Origin of the sequence: Paenibacillus dokdonensis, from assembly GCF_004916975.1 — a bacterium.
Lineage (GTDB): Bacteria > Bacillota > Bacilli > Paenibacillales > Paenibacillaceae > Paenibacillus_AQ > Paenibacillus_AQ dokdonensis.
On sequence record NZ_STGQ01000001.1, the window covers coordinates 1,627,144 to 1,646,973 of the forward strand.

Below are 19,830 nucleotides of genomic sequence, written 5' to 3' on the forward strand. Positions count from 1 at the left end.
AATGGACAATAATTCGACTGAATTCAAGATGATCCAATCTGTCGTGTTAGATGATGCGAATGATACGCTAATCATACTGGATCAAACCGTTCTGCCGAATGAGAAGGTGTTCCTGCATTTAAAAGAAATGAAGGATATATGGGATGCTATCTATAAACTAAAAGTGCGCGGAGCACCGGCGATCGGAATCGCAGCAGCGTACGGCTTGTATCTGGGTACAAAAGCATCTCAAGCGGAAACCTATGAGGAACTGCACAAGGATTTTGCTGAAGTAAAGTCTTTTCTTGCATCTTCAAGACCTACAGCGGTAAATTTGTTCTGGGCATTGAACCGTATGGAGAGCCGCCTTCTTCAGGAAGCGGGCAAATCCTTAAGCGAAGTGAAAGAAGCACTGCGTCAGGAAGCTGAATGGATTCGTGAGGAAGATGAGCAGGTGTGTGAAAGCATTGGAAAACATGCACTGTCTTTACTGAAAGAAAACTGGGGAATTCTGACCCACTGCAATGCCGGAACGATTGCCACAGCCAAGTACGGTACGGCATTGGCCCCTATATATTTGGGTCAGGAACAAGGGTATAACTTTAAAGTATATGCAGACGAGACCCGTCCATTGCTGCAAGGCGCGCGTCTAACGGCTTGGGAATTACAAGAAGCCGGCGTTGATGTCACGCTGATCTGTGATAACATGTCTTCAATCGTGATGAAGGAAGGCAAGGTACAAGCTGTATTGGTAGGATGTGACCGGGTCGCAGCCAACGGGGACACCGCGAACAAAATCGGAACTTCAGGAGTCGCCATTCTGGCGAAACACTATGGCATCCCGTTCTATGTATGTTCGCCGCTTTCGACGATTGATCTGGAGTGCAAGACCGGAGATGATATCCATATTGAACTGCGTTCAGATGATGAAGTAACCAGTCAGTGGTATGAGAAACCGATGGCTCCAAAGGATGTTCATGTGTATAATCCTGCCTTTGATGTGACGGACCATTCCCTGATTACAGCCATTGTTACACAGAACGGTATTGCTTACGCACCATTTGAAGAGAGCCTGCCGAAGATGTTTGACCAAAAATAATATTTCGCAGCTTAACTAAAACATCCCGCCTTCTCATCGCATAGACGATATCGGAAAAGGCGGGATTTATTGTGAATACTTGACATCATTCTTCATCATCCTGTAAGGTATGGAAAAACAACCTTAAGTTTGTTATAAATGAAAAGCTGTGACCAAGACCCATAGTTCATTGAAAGTCCATCGTGCCCCAGAGAAGAAACCCTTGGCTGTAAGGTTTCGCACATGCTATGAGCTTCCCTATCTTGTGAGCTGCCGGATGAAAGAATCTGCAGGTTTGAGTATTCCAGGCCGGGAAAAACCCCGTTAAGTTGACCAGAGGATAGCTTTATACTGCCAAAGGGCAGGCGAGCTATTGAATAAAGGGTGGTACCACGAACACATTCGTCCCTAGACCGGGGTGGATGTGTTTTTTTTGTATCCGAAAATAAGGGAGATGGGATTTATGAGACAAAAAAATATGCTGCTTCCAACACTCCGAGAAGCTCCATCCGAGGCGGAAGCGGTGAGTCATCAGCTGTTGCTGCGGGGAGGCTATATAAGGCAGCTGGCTGCGGGAATATACAGCTATTTGCCTCTTGGATATCGTGTTCTGCATAAGCTGGAACAGATCATCCGGCAGGAAATGGGTACCTCCGATTTTGATGAGCTGCTGATGCCGGCCATGCAGCCGTCCGAGTTGTGGGAGCAATCTGGCAGATATACAGAGTACGGACCGGAGTTGATCCGGCTTGAGGACCGTCATCACCGTGGCTTTGTGCTTGGTCCAACCCATGAGGAGATTATAACCTCGCTTGTGGCAGCAGAAGTGAATACCTATCGCAAGCTGCCGCTCCGGTTATACCAGGTTCAGACCAAGTTCCGGGATGAACGTCGTCCCCGTTTTGGTCTCCTAAGGGGTAGGGAATTCCTGATGAAGGATGCCTACTCGTTTGATGCGGATTGGCAAGGGCTCGACGAAGCATATCAATCCATGGTCCAGGCATACCGCCGGATTTTTGAAAGATGCGGTTTACGGTTCAAGGCAGTCGAGGCCGAGGCAGGCTCCATCGGCGGCGAAGGCGAGACACTTGAATTTATGGCGCTTGCCGATATTGGAGAAGATACAATCGTCACCTGCTCAGCATGTGATTATGCGGCGAACCTGGAAAAAGCGACCTTTTATCAACAGGAAAGTCCAGCTTCTATGGATGTGAAGGTTCCGGACATGGAGGAAATATACACTCCAGACACAAGAACCATTGAAGAATTAAGCGCTTTTCTAAACGAGAATTCTCAAGCATTCCTGAAAACCATGGTATATATGGCGGACAACCAGCCGATCGCGGTAGTGGTGCGCGGAGATCATGAGGTCAATGAATTTAAGCTAAAGAATGCACTTGGAGCATCAAACGTCGAGCTGGCCGATCTTCAGACAGTGGAGAAACTGACCGGTGCACCGCATGGCTTTGCGGGACCGGCTGGCCTGGATATCCCTGTTTACTTAGATTTGGGAGCCGCATCTGTCGTTGATGGCATTGCAGGAGCTAACCGAAAGGACTATCATGTTCGCCATATCAAAGCTGGCCGAGATTTCAAGGCTTTTAAGTCGGGGGACTACCGGAATGCAACAGCAGATGATAGCTGCCCGCACTGCGGACAGAAGCTGCTTTTCAGCCGCGGCATCGAGGTTGGTCATGTTTTCAAGCTTGGAACTAAATACAGCAAATCGCTTGATGCAAAATTTACGAATGCGGACGGCAGGGAAGAGCTGATGATTATGGGCTGCTACGGGATTGGAGTATCACGCCTGATGTCCGCTGTGGCTGAGCAGTATCAATCGGAGACTGGAATCTTATGGCCGCTTCCATTATCTCCGTTCCAGGTCCATATCATTCCTGTATCCATAAAAGATGAGGTGCAGACGGGCCTGGCGGACGAACTTTACCGGAAACTCAAGCTTGCAGGAATCGACGTCATTCTGGATGATCGTGATGAGCGTCCAGGTGTGAAATTCAAGGATGCTGATCTGATCGGTGCTCCATTGCGAATCATCGTAGGAAAAGCCGCTGCAGAGGGACAGGTTGAATGGCTGAACCGTTTGAATGGAAGTGAAAAAGAGCAATTAGGCGTTGAAAAAGTCTTGGAGCTCGTCCATGCCATTTGTTCCGCTTCGGATGCTGGACTATAATTGAAGAAGGACAGGTAATACGGGAGGAAAACAACATGAAGATCAGATCGGCAGTACGCGAAGATGCGAAGCAAGCGGCAAGATTGCTGTATGATGCCCTGCATGATGTCGCTCATCAGCTGACAGGAGAAGAACGTGAACAGGATGCGGTTCAGGTACTTGAGCAGTATTTTGCCGCAGAACAAGGGCGTCTTTCTTATCATCAGGCCATTATCCAGGAAGTCGAGGGTCAGGTTGCTGGCGTGATCATCGCCTACGGCGGAGATGAAATCGCAGAACTGGACCAACCCATTCTGGAGCGGCTGCGCTCTATGAAGAATGATCCGGATCTCGAGCTGGATAAAGAATCGGATGAAGATGAGTTTTATATTGACACATTATCGGTTTCACCGAAATACAGCGGTAAGGGAATTGGGACCAAGCTGATCCATGCGGCCGAAGAAAGAGCCAAAGAACGCGGCTATAAGAAAAATGCCATGGCTGTTGTGACGGATAACAGCAGAGCCTACTCATTGTATCTTCATCTCGGTTATGAAGTGGACAAAGAAATTATGATTAACGGCCATGTATATTACCATATGGTCAAACAGATATAGGTCACTGAAAGTGAAACCCGGTCCCAAGTGGGCCGGGTTTTTCTATTCAAAGCATGGGGTTTGCTTATTCCCAATCCTCTCTAGTGATCGCAAATAGCTGATGATCCTCCCAGACTCCATTGATGCGTAAATACCGTTTGGCGAGTCCCTCACTGCGGAAGCCCGATTTTTCCAAGACGCGCAGCGAAGGCGTATTTCTCGGCATCACGCCGGCTTGAACGCGGTGAAGATCCAGCTCTTCAAAGGCATATTGAACACAAAGGCGTACAGCCTCAGTCATATAACCCTTTCCCTGCTGATCTTGAGCTATAAAATAGCCAAGATTTGCATTTTGAAATGGACCGCGGGCGATGCCTGTCAGTGCAGCTCTGCCGACCAGCTCGTTTGAATCGGTTAAGAAAATTCCGAACAATTGGGATGAGATCAGATCTTTATCCCCGAGTCCGGTTTGAATATCTTTTTCCTGTCCTTCCACCGTAAAATAAGACGCATCGCGTATCGGTTCAAAAGGTTGCAAATACTCATGATTATGGAGTCTGAGATCAAGCAGTGCTTGAGCATGCTCAATATGTAAGTGCTGCAAATAAACTTTTTCGTTCCGGTTATTTTGCATATACAGTTATCCTCCGATTCTATTAAAATATGCCGGTAGAAAATTATATTCCCTCATCAATAAAATTACAAATCTATGATTCAGCATGCCGGCCATTATGCTTTCCATGATTTGGGCGTCTACCTCGTCATGCCTTTTTGATAGGATAGAAGAAGTGAATCTGAAATCTTTTATTCTATATAAAAAGCGAGGCTTCCCCTTGAAAATTAAAAATAGAGTTTTGACTGTGCTGATGGCGTCAGCACTCATATTCGGAGCGTTCGAAGGTGTTTCTTCGGCAGCTCAATCAACCACATTGCCGTTTGACGATATCGCTGGCAGCTTTGCCAAAAAGGAAATCGTAGAACTTGTAAAGGAAGGTGTCGTGGACGGAACGGGCAACCGCAAATTTGAGCCGAAGAAAAATGTGACACGCGCCGAATTTGTGACTATGGCGGATCGATTGCTGAAACTTGCACCGGTAGATGCCGATATGCCATCTTTCGGCGATGTTTCCTCGAAAAGCTGGTATTACGGCTGGGTCGAAGCTGCCATCCAGCTGGGAATTGTGGAGGGCAAGAGCAAAACCCAGTTTATGCCGGCTGCCCGGATTACCAGACAGGAAGCGGCTGTGCTCATTGTTCGCGCCCTGAAGGTCGACCCCGGTACCAACACAGGAGGGAACTTGCCATATGTGGATTCCGGTGAGGTTGCACCCTGGGCAGCTCCTTACGTGCTGGCGGCACGAACGCTTGGTCTAATGGAAGGGGCTGGCGGCAAATTTCGTCCGTCGGATACGATGACCCGTGAAGAAACAGCGGCGGTTCTGGACAGAGTGCTGCAGGATAAAGTTTGGTCGAAGGCGATTCACAAGACAACGAATCTTGGCATCCAGGTCGGCTGGCAGAACGGACTCACTACATCCCAATTTATTGAGAAAATCAAAAGCACCAACGTCAATACGCTGGTTCCTCGTTGGTTTTTCCTGGAGAATGGTCAGGTTCCTATTTCGAATCATGCAGACAACAGCCTTTCAACCTGGGCTAAGCAAAATAATAAAAAGATATGGGCGATGCTCGGGAATCATTCAGATTCGGCTTTGACGCATCAGATACTTTCAGATGAAAGTAAACGAAAAGCAGTCATTCAGAAGCTGACAAGTTATGTAAAGACTTATGGATTGTCTGGTATCAATGTAGATTTTGAAAATGTCAGTCCAGAGAACCGGCTTTCCCTTACGGCATTTATATCGGAGCTTGGTACGAGCCTGCGCAGTGCCGGAGCTGTATTGTCCATCGATGTATCTCCGGATCTGGGAACGGACTGGACGGAAGCCTTCGATTATGAGGCACTTGGGCGTTATACGGATTACGTGGTGTTAATGGGCTATGATGAACACTGGGACGGTGATCCAATTGCTGGATCCGTATCATCGCTGCCTTGGGTTGAATCGGCCACCAACCGTTTACTTTCTGTGGTTCCAGCCTCTAAAACCATCCTGGCACTACCTTATTATACACGGGATTGGACCCTGCAATCCGGAGGAGCTGTATCCGAAGAGCTGTCTCTGATTCAGCAGGGGCAGCGTATTCGTTCCGTTTATTATAACCGGATATGGGATGCAGAGCTTGGACAGTATGTTGTTACTTACACTCGTCAGGGCAGCCAGCATCGAATATGGGTGGAAGACGGCCGTTCTCTCGGGCTAAAGACGATGATGGCAGCAAAACGTGGTGTGGCGGGATTTGCCTATTGGTATATCGGAGCAGAAACGCATGATATTTGGGCGAGTTTATCCAATGCGACCCGATATGCGTCATACTAAAGACATCTCAACAAAAATATAAGTCCATATGTTGTTTGTTTCATGAATTCTGCTTATAAGGTAAGGCTCCGTCCATTTCAGGACGGGGCCTTATTTCACTTGGAATTGCCGGCTTTGATGCGCAAACATTCATTCCAAAAGGAAGCGTAAACAAAAGTATATTAAAAGTAATCAATTATCTCTTTGAAGCAAGCGATAAGTTACCTAATGTTACAGTAGAGTCACTGAATGATGCTTTCGTTTTTTATGCTGACCCTGGAAAGGAGGAAATGACGTCAAGTGAATAAATGAAAAGACCCCATTAAATAAGGAATTTTTTATGGGATGTGTAATTCTGCAAATCATTTTTCTTATTCAAGAATTGAAAGGGAGCTGGCCTTGATGAGATTGGATAAAAGATGGGGAGCCATTGTAATGAGCGTAGTCCTATTATTGACATGGGTTCCGGCCGCGCAAGCGAAAGAACTGATTCCAACCATACAAATCATTCAGACTGGAGATCCTGACCCGGCAGCTGGCACGGAAATTAAGGAACCGGCAGAAGCCACACAAGAACCTGAAGCCGAGACAGAGCCGCCAGCGGCAAAGCCGGAGGAGCCGGAAGAACCGGTAGTGGAAACGGAGGAACCGCCAGCGCAAACGGAAGAATCACCAATGCTGGCAGAAGCAGGACTGCCAGAGCTTCGCAATCTTGCTTCAGGGCTTCATTACGATTGGTCGGAAGAGCCTGAATCGGCACATCCGGATGATGGTAATAAGCTTACAGATGGGATATACGGCGAATTGAACATGTCAGACCCAGCCTGGGTTGGACAGCTGCATAAGAAGACACGCGAGGTTGTGTTCGATTTAGGCGAGAAAAAGTCGGTCGCGAATATTAAAGCTCATTTTCTGCAGGATTATCCGACTAATTCGATCCTTGTACCGCTGACGGTCTCCATGTACGTCTCTGACGACAAAGAAAATTGGGGGCTGCTTTCTAACAATGCTACCCAGCTTCTCTGGGGAGATGGACCGCCAAGAGATGAGACATTTGAGTGGAAAGGAAGCAGGGATGGAATCAAAAGCGGGAATTTGAACGCGCAGATGGCTTATGCCCGTTACGTGAAAGTAACCTTCTCCATGCATCCTACAAATTGGTGCTTCATTGATGAGATCGAAATTTGGGGTACAGACGGAGAGGTTGACGGGGCGGTATCGGTTCCTACGGAGCAGCCGGGATTTTTACAGCCAGGAGCAGCCACGGCAGACATTCATAATCTTGGACTTCTTTATAACGGACAATACGCGAATGATAAGGGAACCTGGACAAAGGAGCGGATTATTCCGAACATCAGTTATGTGGATCAGTCCGGGAAACCCGCAGATTGGCTCTTTGATGGTATCCTTTATCTCGGAATTACGTCACCATCCGGTCATGATTATGGCGGAAACGCGAATTTGGAGGACTGGAAATGGTATCTGGATAAAACATTTGCGGAAACAGGCGATATGCAGCAGCTAAATGAAGCGACTAAGGAAGTCGGAGCCGAGTTGAATCAGCCTAATCATAAGGAAAAGGTTGTCTTAATGATTCCGGATCCAGGCGAAAGCATTAATGATTTCGGCGACGTTGATGGTGATGGTGTCTCAGAGAGCTTTAACAATTCAGCAGTCGGAAAAGAGAAGGCGCTTGCAAACAGAGAGAAGGCAGTTCAATGGTGGTTAAGTGAAGTAGAGAAGAGATGGGGGGAAGAGAATTACTCCAATCTTGAGCTCGTTGGCATGTACTGGCTGGAAGAACAAATCAGTACGAGTGAGACGGGACCGGATTTGCTTCGTTCGGTGAGTGCGAAGGTCCATGACATGAATCTGAAATTTTTCTGGATTCCGCACTTTTTGGCGTACAAAAGCTACATGTGGAAGGATGTCGGGTTTGATGCCGTTGCCTTCCAACCTAACTATTTCTTCGAGGAAATGGGCTATGACCGACTGGAGGATGCTGCAAATATAGCTAAGCAGTACGGGATGTCCAATGAACTTGAATTTGATGACCGGATGCTGACCGATGGTGTATTCCGCGAGCGGTATATCGATTACTTGAACAGCGGCGTAGAAACAGGTCTTATGCAGAACGGGTTCAAAGCCTACTATCAAGGCAATAATGCCGTATATGATTCGGCAGTGAGCACGGATGCGGCAACGCGTATTATGTATGATTGGCTGTATCAGTTCGTGAACGGGACCTATCAAATCAACAATGCTGCTCCGCCGGAGGCGGTGGTGCACATGAACGGGCAAACGCTCCAAACCGGAGCAACCGTGCCGGATACGGAGCCGGTTCAGTTTGCATGGGAAGTCAAAAATGATGATGGAAGCGGTCTGACTAAAGTAACAGCTACGTTTGATGGTAAGGCCTACGCTGCCGGAACCGTTATTGATTTGGCTGGGAAGCCAGGCAAGCATGAACTGATCATTACCGTAGCAGCTGGAAAATCCCAAAAAACCTCGTATGTGATCGAAGCGTCAACCAGTGCTGAAGGCATGAAAACGTTAGTTAACCGCTTTGAGGAAAAGAAACAGTTCAAGAATGCAGAAGCGGCACGCTCACTGAATAATTATTTGGAAATGATGAAACGCTTCGAGGGCGTTGATCAAGCGCAAGTTGTCACCTATTTAAAGGGATTTAATGCGAAGTTGGACCTTATGAACAAGGATCAGATGATTTCAGATGAAGCCTACAACACGCTGAAGGAGGAGGTCTATTACCTCGCTGGGAATCTGGCGCAGAATAAAGCTGTGGAGGCATCTTCAGTCGAAGGGTCCAATCCGAATTATGCACCCGGCAAGGCAGTGGATGGATTCCCGGCCACAAGATGGGCGAGTGATTACAAGGATAATACCTGGTACCAGATCGATCTCGGGGAAGTGAAGGAGATGGATTCGGTTAGAATTGATTGGGAATATGCCCGCGCTAAAACCTACAGACTCCTCGTATCTGACGATAAGCAAAACTGGACCTCAGTAGTGAAGGATCATGATGGAGTCATTACAGCGCGTGATGGAAAAGAAACGGTTCATTTTGACCCGATCAAAGCGAGATACATGAAATTTCAAGGCATAGAAAGAGCCACGGACTACGGATATTCTTTTTATGAATTTGGCATATACAACCTCTCGGGTGGCGGGGACGTTAAGAACATAGAAGGCATGAAAGCAGTGATTGATGCAGCATCTAAAAAAGTGACCATTGATGGGCTTGTGATGAATGGCGAACTGGCCAAAGTGAATTTACAGGTGCTTGATCCCCGGGGCAAGATTCAACGCGCGGCTCAAACAACGAGTTCAGAAGCCGGAAGCTTCCATTTCGAATTCACACTTACCGGGGATGTAGAGGGAACCTATGTAGCGAATTTGTCCACTGATGATATGAGCATGCCTGTAAAAGTCACGTTTGAATACAAAAGAGTCCCTGCAGGGGGTGACGGCAACGGCGGAAATACCGGAAATACCGGAAATACCGGAAACAGCGGTGGAGGAGGTGGAAACAGCGGGGCTTCAAACATTCCGGCCGCTCCAGGTTCAGAGGGATTTCAGCTGCAAAAGGATGGTTCAGTGAAGGCTGTATTCAGCTCCAAACTTGATACGGATGGGAAGACAGCTGTCAGCACTTTAAGTGAGCAGGATATGCGAATGGCATTGGCACTAGCAAAATCAGATCCTGATGGCAAGCTGAAGGTGACACTTGAGCTTAAGAAATATGGAGATGCAGCAAAGTACGCAGTGGATCTTCCTGCAGCATTTTTGTCCGGCTATCCTCATTTGATCCTTGAGATAATCACGCCAAAAGCATCCGTGCAGCTATCCGGAGAGCTGTTTGCACAATCAACAGGGATCGGCAAGCAGCTGCGTCTTGTCATTAGTGAGCTGGAGCGACAATCTTTGAATCAAGCAGCACAAGCTCTAAAAGGCAGCAGACCGATCATAGGGCTGGAGATTATGGCTGGCGGGAAATCCATTCCATGGAAGAATGAGAAGACTCCCATGACGGTCACGATACCGTATTTACCTGCCGCAGGGCAGGAGGACATGGCAAGAATCGGAGTTTTGTCGATGAATGAACAAGGCATAGTTTCAAAGATGCAGAGAACAACCTATTCCGAATCCGGCAATTACATCCGCTTCCAAACAGACCATACAGGCGTATATGCCGTGTTTTACGAACAGCCTGCATCGCAGTTTACAGATCTTGACCGCCATGTGTGGGCCAAAGAAGCGGTTGAGAAATTGGCTGCTCTAGGCATCGTCAAAGGGACATCGGCGGGGACATTCAGTCCAGCGGAGCAGGTGAGCAGAGCAGATTTTATCTTAATGCTGGTTAGAGCGCTAGATTTGAAGGCGGCTGGAGCAGATGTTTTCACAGATGTTAAGCCGCAGGATTACTACTATGAGGCTGTAGCTGCAGCGAAGCAGCTGGGCATTGTTACAGGCACGGATGGCGGGCGGTTTGAACCGAGCGCAAAGATTACAAGACAAGATATGATGGTGATGGCAGCACGAGCAGTTCAGGCATGGAAAACGGCAGAGATCGATGAGAATCTCGCAGAGCTTGATGGCTACGAGGATGCTAACCAAGTATCCGCTTATGCCAAAGGCAGTGTTGCAGGTATGATCAAGCAGGGTCTGATTCAAGGTGATCATGGTTTGATTCATCCGGCCCATAACACGACCCGTGCTGAGACAGCTGTATTCCTGTACCGGTTATTGAATTATCTTTCAGAATAACTGCCTGACTGGGGCAGTATTACATCGTTAGCAAGAGACGTGTATTGGATTTGCTGATCGTTTCGAACGGTCAATCCAAGCACGTCTTTTTGCTTTTGCAAAGGAGGATTCATCTTGAAAGATAATATATTATAAATATATTGAATTATTTATTCAGTTAAAATAGAATATATTTAAGGGATTGGGATAATAAGGTAAATGGGGGTTCGGGAAAATGCATATTTTGGATATGTCTTTCAAAAGAAGTACCTATCAAGTGGAGTTATACAGCTCACTGATATTCGAAAGTACTCTGGGTATTGCTGCGGTTACGAACGCAAGGCTGCATGGATCTATGGATAAGCCTGCATCCTACTGGCAGCAGCTTCGGGATTCTGCATCCGGTGAGCTTGCACAGGAGCTGGAATTCTGTGAAAAGCATCAGACGTGGAAGATGTTACTTCAGCTGCTGCATACACATCCGTTTGCTTCAACACAAGAATTTGTGGATTTTGTCTGGTCTTTGGAGGACTCGCATTTCAAATTTTTAGTACTTCCTTATTTGGAGAGCGGACAGGAAGCAGCTCGGCTCAAGTCGGCACAAGGCGATCATGAGGCTGCCGAAGAGTTGATCCGGGCCTGTCAGGGACATCCATTTTTCCCGGAAATGATTCAGACGGTCACCGGAAATGAAGTAAACGCTTTAAAGCGCCATCTTACGGCTTTGCTTCAGCTTTGGGATCAGGAAGTTACGCTTGCAGAGGCTGAAGAAAAGAAGGGGATTTTGGAACGTGACTTGATCATGAAAAAGAATCTGCTGCGAAGCTGCACACCTGAAGAGGTGGTTCTGCGGGCTGCTGGAGTCGAGTATAAGCCTGAAGCAGGTGTCAGCCGGGTGCTATTGATCCCGCATGTGATCTACCGTCCTTGGACGATCGAAGCCAATATGAAGGAGATTCAAATCTTCTATTATCCCGTCAGTGAGGCAAGTCTGACGCCAGAAAATGATCCATATCAGCCGCCCGGCGAGCTCGTTCAATTATATAAAGCTCTGGGAGACGATAAAAGGTTGCGCGCGTTAAAGCTCATTTGCGAGCAAGACCGTTCACTCAAGGAACTCACCGAATTGCTGGGTATGGGCAAGACTACCGTACATCATCATCTCGCCATTTTGCGAGGAGCAGGATTAGTCCGTGTAAAAGATGGCAGCTATTCGTGGAACCAGAGCTCACTGGATCATCATGATCAAGACCTGCATCGCTTCCTGGGTGTGAAATATAAGGAACAATAACTCCCGGATGGAGGTTGAATCGTGAGCAGAACTTGGAGCGGGAATCTTGGATGGCTGTTACATTTTCCGGGACGATTCTGTAATACAGCGTACTACTGTAGGTGTCCTGATCTGCCTGGTTTCCGGTGCAGGGATTTTGATATCAGGCGTAGCAGCAAAAAGGAGCGCTAAAGTAAAAGCAACGTAGAAGCCTTTGGGAGGCAAGAGCAACAAACTATCCCAAATGGCTTCTTTTTGTTGAGTATCACATTCCATTGAAGGAGGGATGCTTGGATGTCCGCTAAGACATGGATAATGTATCTATCGTTGCTGCTTCTAAGTGCGCTATTTGCTATTCTCGTCGATGTATTTACTGTGGTCCGAAGAACAGGTTATTCAGGTAACGGCAATCCGGGCTGGCTGCTACTGTACCCTGGATGGTTCACGCTGATTATTTTGATGCTGTTCACGTTTGTCATTGCCGTTCGCTATTTTGATATCCTGCAGGATTATATTGCTAAGTTGTCATATCATTCACTTGTACCGATCCTGTCCGTATGTACACTTTTCTTATCCCTCTTCCTGGAGCTGCGCAAAATCAAACTTACACTTGCTTCCCTCCGTCATAACGGCGACGAGGAGTCACTCATCCATGTTCTTGGCCCCGTAAATATTTACACCAACTCACTTTTCTATAACATGTACATTTTATTGTTTTGCTTCTCTTTAGCTACCCTCGGCGGTTGGTGGGTTGTCCAACAAAGAAAGAGTATGTGACGTAATATTGACTGGATTTGAACTCACTTGCTTGCTTTTAGTTGAGCATTTTGCATAATTCCGTTTTTGTTAGAAAGGCAGCAAAATCTAATTGCATCCGGGGAATTGTAGTGGCTCAATTCTAAAAATGGGCAGACCTGCAGAATTTCAGCGTTTGCAAATTTTTAAGCTGCGTTTTGGTTCTTTCTAGTGGTAGCAGAAAGAGCGGATACAAGCAGGACGATGGCATTCAGATACTGGTGAGTCGTTACTTTCTGAATGCCCCAGACATGCATGTCATCTGCAGTAAGATAGGTTTTCATTCTGGAGTTGCATCGTTCCACGCTGGTACGTTCGTTGTAAAGCTCCTTCCAGCGTTTGGTATCCCGATGCGGGCTGCTAGATCGCCGAAGATCGTCCTTTGCATCTACTTTGACGACCATGCCATAGTTGGAAGGCGAACAGGCGGACATTCCTAACGGGCAATCAACTTTACCCGTGGCGTGAGGACATCGGAACTTCAAGTAATCACCGTCAGCACCCCAATAAGTCATCGCGAATCCCATCGAGCAACAAGGCGTTCCGTTTGATGTCATCCCAGCAGGAGGTTCTTTCTCTCCTCGGGGGTTGAGGGGAATAATGGCTTGCGCCTTCACGTTTCGAGCGGCTTCGTAAACTTTCATTTGGTCGTAGCCCGCATCGAGCATAAAGAATCGCGCCTTTGTTTTGACAGCCGCCTTTTCAATCAAACCCGGTGCCATTTCCCCGTCATTGACATGCGCTGGCGTGACTTCCAGTGCGAGCGGCAATTCGCTTTTTGCATCCACAGCCAAATGGAGCTTGTAACCGAACCAAGTCACCTTGTTTCCGAAGGAGTCAAATTTCGCACCCCAATTCGCATTGCCGGTCTGCTCGCTTTTTCGTTTGGGCTGCTTCTTTTCGAAAGCATGGATGGCGGCGCTATCGATTGCAACGTGGCTGCCATCAATAATGCCGTCTTGCTGACAGCGTTTGACCAGATCTTCGAAGAGTTGCTTAGCCAGGTTTTTCTTAGTCAGCTCGCTGAAGACTCGGCTTAACGTCGAGATGGAAGGGACTTCGCGATCTAGCGGAAGTCCACACTGATAGCGAAATCGAAGATCGGTATCCAAACGATGATGCAAGCCCGTAAAAGTTTGAATATGCTCAAGTGGTGCGGCTAAGAGTGCACGTAAAATCCCTTCTCTACAATGACCATCAGCACCTCGGGGTGAACAACTTCTCAGTTGTTTGGCGTAAGGACGAAGATCCAAGACGCCAAAGAAGATTGGCAATCGATCTTTTGAATTCATTTTTAGCATATCTTCAAAGGAAAATAGACTTTCTTGTAGAATATACAAGGTGACTTCCTCCGTTCTTGGGGTTTTTGGTTTGGTCACCGAAAAACTTCTCCAAGTTGGGGTGAAGTCCCTTTTTTATGCTTAGAAATCCTTGTGTATCAAGGGATCAAGTTTATGCAAAACACTCAGTTACATGGTTATTGGGCGTACAGCCTGTAACCAGAATGCTGGCAGCGATTCCGAGCCGAATAGACACATCTTGTTGACATCTCGATGAAATGGTTGTCACATTCATGAGTTATATTTTTCATCAGGAACTTGCACGACAGCCATAGTTCCCACCACATCAATATACGAAACTAACTTTCATGAGGAGGAACTATGATTAACCGCAGCAAGTGTAAACATCCAATTAAAGGAATATATATTCTGCTATTATTCTTCGTTATTTTACTGGGAATCAAAACCATCTGGCATACCGGATCTTCGGTGGAAGAATTAATTCCGGCACTCACGCACGGAGATACGGCGGGTTCGGTGTCCGTACCCCATATATCTCTGGGGAATGCAAAGTACCGAATCGTCATCGATGCGGGACATGGTGGCAAAGACCCTGGTGCAACGGGGGCAAGTGGTCAATTCGAAAAGGGGTTTAACCTTTCTTTGGCACAACGTGTATATGAGCTATTGGATCAGGAACCGATGTTTGAACTCCGTCTAACAAGGACGGATGATGAATTTGTCGCATTAGAGGACCGCGCGGCGATTGCAAACGATTGGAATGCGGATGCACTAGTCTCGATTCATGGGAACACCTACACGGAACAAACGATTACCGGCACGGAGACATTGTATCGGCATGACGACAGCATTCCGCTAGCTCAATCCATACAGGATCAAGTCGTAAAGGCATTGGGATTTCCCGATCGCGGCGTCAAGGAAGAACATCTCAAGGTGCTCTCCTTATCGCAAATGCCTGCAGTGCTCGTTGAAACCGGGTACCTGACCAACCCGAAGGAGGAAGAATTTCTGCTCAGCAGCAAAGGTCAAGACTTGGCGGCGCATGCGATTGTTGAGGGATTGAAACAATATTTCGGCCAAAATATTCCCCATAAGCAGCCCATAGAGAATGAAATGACAGAAGTACCGCCACCCGTTTCCATGACGGAGACGTATCGGCAAGGGGACTCACAGAATGAACAATCGATCCAAAACAAAGTCTATTTCAACGGTTCAGCAAAAGAGGGGAAACAGGTCGCATTAACGTTCGATGATGGACCCGACGGGTTCGTTACACCGAAGATCCTTGACATTTTGAAGAAAAACAACATTAAAGCCACCCTTTTTATTTTGGGAAACCGGGCCAAAGCCCATCCAGACATCGTACGCCGGATCGTTCAGGAAGGGCATGCGATCGGCAACCACTCTTGGTCTCATCCGAATTTCGAAAAAATATCGATGGCTGAGGCGATGAAACAGGTGGATGATACCCAAGACGCGCTAGAACAAGCGGCAGGTTTTCGCCCCATCCTGTTTCGGCCGCCATACGGTGCACTCGGAACCGATCAAATGGATGCCATCCACCAAAAGAATTTGGCGGTAGTTAACTGGACGGTGGACACGATGGATTGGTCTGGCGTATCTTCAAAAGAGATCATGAGGCTGGTACACAAAGAGTTAAAGCCCGGAGGTATCGTTTTGCAGCATACCGCCAACGGGAAAAACCATTTGGCCAATACGATCGAGGCACTGCAGCAGATGATTCCCGAGTTAACTGCGGAAGGATACTCTTTCGTAACGGTACCGAAGCTGCTGCATCTGCCGGACTCGCTATAGGAAATGATGTAGGCATTTCATGGTATCCTTGCTCATCAGTTACGAACCATGACCGGTATATGTTAAAATCGATTCCATAGAGGTGACGTACTGGGTACGTTTAAAAGTACAGTATTACGGCTGCTTGATTAAGAATAAAGAATGGAGATCTCATGAATAAAACGAAGATTCTCATTATCGAAGATGAGGAACCCATTGCCGATCTTCTATCATACGGACTTACAATGGAAGGCTTTCACACGAGAACTGCAGCAAGCGGGGCAGCGGGGTGGAGCGAACTGGAATCCTTCAAACCCGATCTTCTCCTGCTCGACTGGATGCTGCCGGATCAAAGCGGTCTGGATATATGCAAAAAAGTGACGGCGAACTATAACATTCCCATCTTCATGATAACAGCTAAATCGGACATCACAGATAAAGTGCTCGGGCTTGAATTCGGCGCGGATGATTATATTACGAAGCCCTTTGATCTGCGCGAAGTTGTCGCCCGGATCCGCACGATACTTCGCCGGGTGGACCTCGCCAATGTCGTGGACCGGGAAGCGGATGGAGATGAACTGATCCGGTTTAAAAACATTGAGATTGTGGCGCAGGAGAGGGTGGTAAAAAAAGGCGGCCAGCTGGTCGACCTGACACCAAAGGAATTTGACCTGCTCATGAAATTAATCGGCCATAAGGGCAAAATTTTCACGCGCTCAGAGCTGCTCGATTTCGTATGGGGATATGATTTTGCAGGCGACACCCGCACAGTAGATACCCATATTCAGCGGCTTCGCAAAAAGCTGGATGCGGGCGACTTGATCACGACCGTGTTCGGTATTGGATACAAATTCGAGAAGCAGGCAGAGTCGAGATGATCCGGACGATCAGGGCCAAATTCATCGTCGGTTTTTTCATCATCTTCTCCTTTTCGTTTCTCGTGCTTAATCAGACGGTCAAGGAAATCATCCGGACTAGTAATCAAAAAATCGTCGCTTCGGATTTGGTCGGGATGAAAAACAACAGCAATGTCTATGTGCGCCAAGCCTTTTTAATCAACCATTTTACGAACAACAAGATATATTTCGGCCAAATGGCGGAGGAAATGGTAAGTGATTTAAACCATGCGACCGAAAGCAGCGTCAGCGCCTACACGGTGGATGGCGTTTTGCTGTTTTCGTCCAATAAGTCGGTTTTCGCAGGGAGATCGGAAGACGATCTCAAACAGGCAATCAAAGGAAAGACGGCTTATAACGTCACCTATGACCGAAACAAGGGGGAGGTCCTTTTCTCGTACCCTGTCATCATTGATGGCACAAAGGTAGGCATTTTGCGTTTTGCCAAGGATTTCACTTTGCTCTATGAACAAAGCGGACGGATTCAGAACATCATTTTCTATATCGCGCTTGCGATTTTTGCAGCGGCATTTTTGTTTTCCTATATTCTTTCCAGGCACATTACGATCCCGCTCGTGAAGCTGACAAAAGCCTCGACCGAAGTGAAAAACGGCAATTTGAACGTACGCATCCAGTCACGGCGCAAGGATGAAATCGGCCGGCTGGCTGTCAACTTCAACGATATGATCGATAGGATCAGCGGCCAGATCTCAACCATCGAAAGGGATCGAGACCGCCTTCAGGAGCTTAACGATCAGGAAAAACGTTTTTTCGACAATGTCACACACGAACTGAAGACGCCGCTGACATCCATCCTTGGCTATGCCGAAATGATCCGGGAGAAGGGGGAGTCTGACCGGCAGTTTTTCGATAAAGGAATGAATCACATCGTGGAAGAGAGCAGACGCCTGCACGGCATGGTGCTGAAGCTGCTGGAAGTATCTCGCAGAGCTTCGGACGACCATGAATTCGAACAGGTGGATGCGGGCCGGATTCTGCTCGACGTTTGCGATTCGATGTCCTTTCGCGCCAAGCGTTATAAGAAGCGCATCGTCTACCAGGCAGACGAATCCTTGTTTGTGAATGGACAACCGGACAGGCTGCGCCAGCTCTTTATCAATCTGCTCGATAATGCGATCAAATACAGCTCTCCCCAATCGGAGATTTCAGCCAAGGCCAAGCTGGAGGCCGGACTCGTTCGTTTTATTTTCGGCAATCCGGGCGAACCGATCCCGCCTGACCAACTAGAACACCTGTTTCAGCCGTTTTTTTCGGTTGGCCGCAAGCTCAAGGAAGAAGGCAGTGTCGGTCTCGGTCTTAGCATCGCCAAATCGATCGTCGACGACCATGGAGGGACAATCTCCCTGGTCAGCCGGGACGGACAGATCATGGTTTACGTAGAAATACCTTACTTCAGGAAGGACGGAACATGATGCTCAAACGGTTAGCTATACTGCCTGCGCTCCTAGCGACGATCATATTCTTGTCCGGATGTGTAGGGGAGCCGCGGTCGGAGACGATTGTCATTCCCGGCACGGAAGATGAGCATACTGCTGAATCCGGCAGCAAGCCGTTCCAAGTGAAAACCATATATCGCCTTCCGATTTCGGACACGGAAAACGATCAATTGCTTGGCTGGACGGATTCCGAATCTATTCTCGGCCTGTTCCAAGGCCCCGACTCGAAAATGAGCCGCACGCAATCTCTGCAGCGGCTCTCGCCGCCATACGTACAATTCGAAACGCTGCGAAGCGTGGACGTTGATCCTTGGAATCTCGAGCTGTCGCCAAACGGAAAATATATCGCCGGTCCCAAGAATTCAGAAGATTCCACCTTACTGAAGTTGATCTCGCTTTCTGATGGACAGGAAACGATCATGGCCACCATCAAATTTCGTCATGAGATGCTTCTGACAAAGCTCACTTGGTCGGATAACAGCAGATACATCTCATATCTCGTCACCGACATCGCCTCAGAAGCCGTCACAGGCCCCGTTAGTGGACAAGCCGATGTCGCCACTGGCCCTGTCGTCAAGCTTGCCGTGTACGACACAAATGCCCGGCAAGTCAAGTTCTATCCGCTGAAGGGACTCAAAGGTACTTTTGCCAAGGTGAAATTGTCAGATGATGGACAAAACATACTGATCGTTTGGGAGAAGAACGAGCGGACCGCAAGTATCGGCATGGGGACAATCACAGGAAGCAGCATTAAAATCGAATACGAGCATCAGTCGGGGGAAGATCAGGTTGCGTGGCTTAATAAGGATCAGTTTGTGTTCCTTGGAACGGAAGGCACGTTATATGAGTACGATCGACGAAACATGGCTCTCTCCGTCCTGCTGGAGAACGTACTCAGCTTTCAATTATCGCAGGATCGGAAGTATATTGCTTACTCCCAGCAAGAGAACGATTTAATCTCCATTTTTGCGGGCAAGCTTCAAGGAAACAACATCCTATATAAAGCATCGGTGTATCAGGGTGTCTACCCGTCGGGAATGTATTGGGGTGCTCAAAATGACCGTCTTCTGATCCATGGGCGAAAAATGTATTCCCCGGCAAAACAACCAAGGAATCCGGAGCCAAGTGTCGTCATGAATAATCAACCGTTTATTATTAAGTTTCAATAGTTAACTTGACCCAAAACATATATATTTTTTTAATCATAGTATCCTTATTTAAGGCAGACCGAACAAAAAATAGTTCGGTCTGCCTACTTTTTTTTCGTGGTTCGATTCATTTAGCAAGTGGACAGCATGGATGGGTTTACATTAAAT

The 19,830-nt window shown here is 47.6% G+C and carries 13 protein-coding genes; 11 read left to right on the top strand and 2 right to left on the bottom strand.

Going from position 1 to position 19,830, the window contains the following annotated elements; translation table 11 throughout:
- Position 1 precedes the first annotated feature (1 nt).
- From mtnA to E6W40_RS07655, 3 genes are all read left to right on the top strand, one after another.
- A complete protein-coding gene (gene mtnA, locus E6W40_RS07645; protein ID WP_136604939.1) occupies positions 2–1,078 on the top strand; it encodes an S-methyl-5-thioribose-1-phosphate isomerase in 1,077 nt (358 codons plus the stop codon).
- A gap of 442 nt (positions 1,079–1,520) precedes the next feature.
- Complete coding sequence (locus tag E6W40_RS07650; protein ID WP_136604940.1) at positions 1,521–3,245, top strand: proline--tRNA ligase; 1,725 nt, start codon at positions 1,521–1,523, stop codon at positions 3,243–3,245.
- A gap of 35 nt (positions 3,246–3,280) precedes the next feature.
- Positions 3,281–3,841, top strand: a complete 561-nt coding sequence (locus E6W40_RS07655) for a GNAT family N-acetyltransferase (protein WP_136604941.1) — start codon at positions 3,281–3,283, stop codon at positions 3,839–3,841.
- A gap of 64 nt (positions 3,842–3,905) precedes the next feature.
- On the opposite strand, the gene E6W40_RS07660 is transcribed toward E6W40_RS07655, so the two are convergent.
- Positions 3,906–4,454: a GNAT family N-acetyltransferase gene (locus E6W40_RS07660; protein WP_136604942.1), complete on the bottom strand. Its 549-nt coding sequence runs from the start codon at positions 4,452–4,454 to the stop codon at positions 3,906–3,908.
- Positions 4,455–4,653: 199 nt separating this feature from the next.
- Here E6W40_RS07660 and E6W40_RS07665 point away from each other — a divergent pair, with 199 nt between their 5' ends.
- The 4 genes from E6W40_RS07665 to E6W40_RS07680 all read left to right on the top strand — a co-directional run bounded on the left by E6W40_RS07665 (position 4,654) and on the right by E6W40_RS07680 (position 13,048).
- Positions 4,654–6,258 carry an S-layer homology domain-containing protein gene (locus E6W40_RS07665; RefSeq protein ID WP_246072914.1) on the top strand — a complete coding sequence of 535 codons (1,605 nt, stop codon included), beginning with the start codon at positions 4,654–4,656 and terminating at the stop codon, positions 6,256–6,258.
- A 381-nt stretch (positions 6,259–6,639) separates the two neighbouring features.
- A complete protein-coding gene (locus E6W40_RS07670) occupies positions 6,640–11,022 on the top strand; it encodes a DUF4855 domain-containing protein (protein ID WP_136604943.1) in 4,383 nt (1,460 codons plus the stop codon).
- A gap of 214 nt (positions 11,023–11,236) precedes the next feature.
- On the top strand, positions 11,237–12,292 hold the full coding sequence (locus E6W40_RS07675; RefSeq protein WP_136604944.1) for an ArsR/SmtB family transcription factor: 1,056 nt from the start codon (positions 11,237–11,239) through the stop codon (positions 12,290–12,292).
- 273 nt (positions 12,293–12,565) lie between these two features.
- The gene (locus tag E6W40_RS07680; protein WP_136604945.1) at positions 12,566–13,048 is read left to right on the top strand and encodes a hypothetical protein; all 483 of its coding nucleotides are present in this window, start codon (positions 12,566–12,568) and stop codon (positions 13,046–13,048) included.
- Between the two features lie 164 nt (positions 13,049–13,212).
- On the opposite strand, the gene E6W40_RS07685 is transcribed toward E6W40_RS07680, so the two are convergent.
- Positions 13,213–14,406 (bottom strand): transposase, encoded by a 1,194-nt coding sequence (locus E6W40_RS07685; RefSeq protein ID WP_136606888.1) that lies wholly within the window; start codon positions 14,404–14,406, stop codon positions 13,213–13,215.
- A gap of 321 nt (positions 14,407–14,727) precedes the next feature.
- On the opposite strand from E6W40_RS07685, the gene E6W40_RS07690 reads away from it, so the two are divergent.
- From E6W40_RS07690 to E6W40_RS07705, 4 genes are all read left to right on the top strand, one after another.
- On the top strand, positions 14,728–16,182 hold the full coding sequence (locus tag E6W40_RS07690) for an N-acetylmuramoyl-L-alanine amidase (RefSeq protein WP_136604946.1): 1,455 nt from the start codon (positions 14,728–14,730) through the stop codon (positions 16,180–16,182).
- Positions 16,183–16,334: 152 nt separating this feature from the next.
- Positions 16,335–17,039 (top strand): response regulator transcription factor, encoded by a 705-nt coding sequence (locus E6W40_RS07695; RefSeq protein ID WP_136604947.1) that lies wholly within the window; start codon positions 16,335–16,337, stop codon positions 17,037–17,039.
- Positions 17,036–18,490: a HAMP domain-containing sensor histidine kinase gene (locus tag E6W40_RS07700; protein ID WP_136604948.1), complete on the top strand. Its 1,455-nt coding sequence runs from the start codon at positions 17,036–17,038 to the stop codon at positions 18,488–18,490. Before E6W40_RS07695 ends, E6W40_RS07700 begins: the two co-directional genes overlap by 4 nt.
- Entirely contained in the window at positions 18,487–19,683 is a 1,197-nt protein-coding gene (locus tag E6W40_RS07705; RefSeq protein WP_136604949.1) for a hypothetical protein, read from the top strand. The genes E6W40_RS07700 and E6W40_RS07705 overlap by 4 nt, the downstream gene beginning before the upstream one ends.
- The last annotated feature ends 147 nt before the right edge of the window (positions 19,684–19,830 follow it).

Excerpts from the sequence above, each read along its gene's own strand:
- mtnA (WP_136604939.1), top strand. The coding sequence starts at position 2 with ATGGACAATAATTCGACTGAATTCAAGATGATCCAATCTGTCGTGTTA.
- E6W40_RS07650 (WP_136604940.1), top strand. The coding sequence starts at position 1,521 with ATGAGACAAAAAAATATGCTGCTTCCAACACTCCGAGAAGCTCCATCC.
- E6W40_RS07655 (WP_136604941.1), top strand. The coding sequence starts at position 3,281 with ATGAAGATCAGATCGGCAGTACGCGAAGATGCGAAGCAAGCGGCAAGA.
- E6W40_RS07660 (WP_136604942.1), bottom strand. The coding sequence starts at position 4,454 with ATGCAAAATAACCGGAACGAAAAAGTTTATTTGCAGCACTTACATATT.
- E6W40_RS07670 (WP_136604943.1), top strand. The coding sequence starts at position 6,640 with ATGAGATTGGATAAAAGATGGGGAGCCATTGTAATGAGCGTAGTCCTA.
- E6W40_RS07675 (WP_136604944.1), top strand. The coding sequence starts at position 11,237 with ATGCATATTTTGGATATGTCTTTCAAAAGAAGTACCTATCAAGTGGAG.
- E6W40_RS07680 (WP_136604945.1), top strand. The coding sequence starts at position 12,566 with ATGTCCGCTAAGACATGGATAATGTATCTATCGTTGCTGCTTCTAAGT.
- E6W40_RS07690 (WP_136604946.1), top strand. The coding sequence starts at position 14,728 with ATGATTAACCGCAGCAAGTGTAAACATCCAATTAAAGGAATATATATT.
- E6W40_RS07695 (WP_136604947.1), top strand. The coding sequence starts at position 16,335 with ATGAATAAAACGAAGATTCTCATTATCGAAGATGAGGAACCCATTGCC.
- E6W40_RS07700 (WP_136604948.1), top strand. The coding sequence starts at position 17,036 with ATGATCCGGACGATCAGGGCCAAATTCATCGTCGGTTTTTTCATCATC.
- E6W40_RS07705 (WP_136604949.1), top strand. The coding sequence starts at position 18,487 with ATGATGCTCAAACGGTTAGCTATACTGCCTGCGCTCCTAGCGACGATC.